Consider the following 1,641-nt stretch of genomic DNA (forward strand, 5'->3'; position numbering starts at 1 on the left):
CGTAAGCGTCTAGGCAACTACACCTACTTTTTAACATTCCATGGTAACAGGCTGTCGATATCAGGTGCTGGTTTACACAGTTCATCAAGGCAAACCATGATGTAATCAAATGGGATTAGACCATTTATTTTGGCGGTTTCCACAATGCTGTAAAGGGTGGCACTGGCATGTGCACCGTTGGCCGTTTGGCTAAATAACCAATTCTTTCGGCCTATCACAAACGGTTTTACTGCACGTTCAGCTCTATTGTTATCGATGCTGAGTCGTCCATCATCCACATAACGAATGAGTTTGTGCCATTGATTAGCCAGGTAATTAGCCGCCTCAATCAGTTTGGTATTGCCCACTAAATTTGGCTGATTCTGCTCAAGCCATGCTTTTAGCTTGTCCAGTATAGGCACACTGGCTTGTTGTCTTGTCGTGTATTTATCATCCACACTTTTATCTTTAACGCGTGACTCAACGCCGTACAGTTTTTGGATAAGGCTCAATACCACATCCGCTTTGCCGGTTTTATTTTTCCCTTGTAGCTTTTTCGCGTCGATAAATTTACGACGAGCATGAGCCCAACAGCCGATTAAGGTTGCCTCTGTTTTGGCATAGGCCTGATAACCATCCACGTGTAAATACCCTTGATATCCATCAAGATAATTGACCACGCACGTGGCCGCGCGACTATTGTGGAAGTCGTAAAGCACGATATTAGGGATAGGATTATTCGGGTCTGGTGAATCTCGACCTGAACAATACACCCACATGTAGCTGTTCACTTTATCGGATTTCACCACTTTTAAGGGCGTTTCATCGGCAAACAACGTGGGTTGCTTTAACAGCTCGGTTTTTAGCCGTTCAACTAATGGCGCGAAGAGTGTGGCGGATTTGTCTATCCAGCTGCTCATGGTCTGGCGACTGAGCTCAATACCGTATTGCTTGAACATTGCTTCCTGGCGATAAAGCGGTAACCCATATTGGTATTTACTGGTGATAAGCTGACTGAGCAAACTGCTCGTTGCAATGCCTTTGTTGATGGGCATGGCAGGCATTGAGGCTTGCTTTATCTGTGTTTGAATCGAGGATTTATCACAGTGGCGGCAGGCGTACTTAGGCCTAATGTGCTCAATCACTTTGATTTGAGCAGGAATAAACTCAAGCTTTTCTGACTTATCTTCACCCATTTTATGTAGCTCACCGCCACAACAATTACAGGTTTTATCTTCGATATCGTGAATAACCTGCTCACGGGGTAAGTCTTTTGGCAGTGGCTTACGCACTGGCCTTTTACGGGTGTAGCTAATGGATTGTTGCTCTGCCTCAATGACTTCAATAATCTCTTCCACTTCATTGAATAACTCGCCTTGCCCCACAAAGCCTTCAGCACTTTTGCCGAATTGTTTTTGTTGAGCCAGGCGCCAGCGTTCTTCTAACGCAGCGATTTGCGCATCTTTCTGTAAAGATAATTGCCGCTCATTTTCGAGCAGTTTTTCCAGCTCAGCAATGCGCTGTTTAAGGGCGAGTTCATTTTTCATGAAGCCTATTTTAAGGCATAACAAAAGGCTTTCCAGTGCTAACTGAACGTCTTTTGATGATCATCAATCGATCGCCATATCTTTTGAATAATTAAAGCACTTGCTTACCTGCGAC

1 protein-coding gene is annotated in these 1,641 nt (G+C 44.5%); it reads right to left on the reverse strand.

What is annotated here, in order from left to right:
- Window positions 1–23: 23 nt before the first annotated feature.
- On the reverse strand, window positions 24–1,526 hold the full coding sequence (gene tnpC / locus H5125_RS21575; protein WP_182745476.1) for an IS66 family transposase: 1,503 nt from the start codon (window positions 1,524–1,526) through the stop codon (window positions 24–26).
- Window positions 1,527–1,641: the final 115 nt, after the last annotated feature.

The sequence above is a fragment of the Shewanella sp. SR44-4 genome, assembly GCF_014163715.1.
GTDB lineage: Bacteria > Pseudomonadota > Gammaproteobacteria > Enterobacterales > Shewanellaceae > Shewanella.

Bases quoted from the DNA above. Each gene is read 5' to 3' on its own strand.
- tnpC (WP_182745476.1), bottom strand. From the start codon at position 1,526: ATGAAAAATGAACTCGCCCTTAAACAGCGCATTGCTGAGCTGGAAAAA.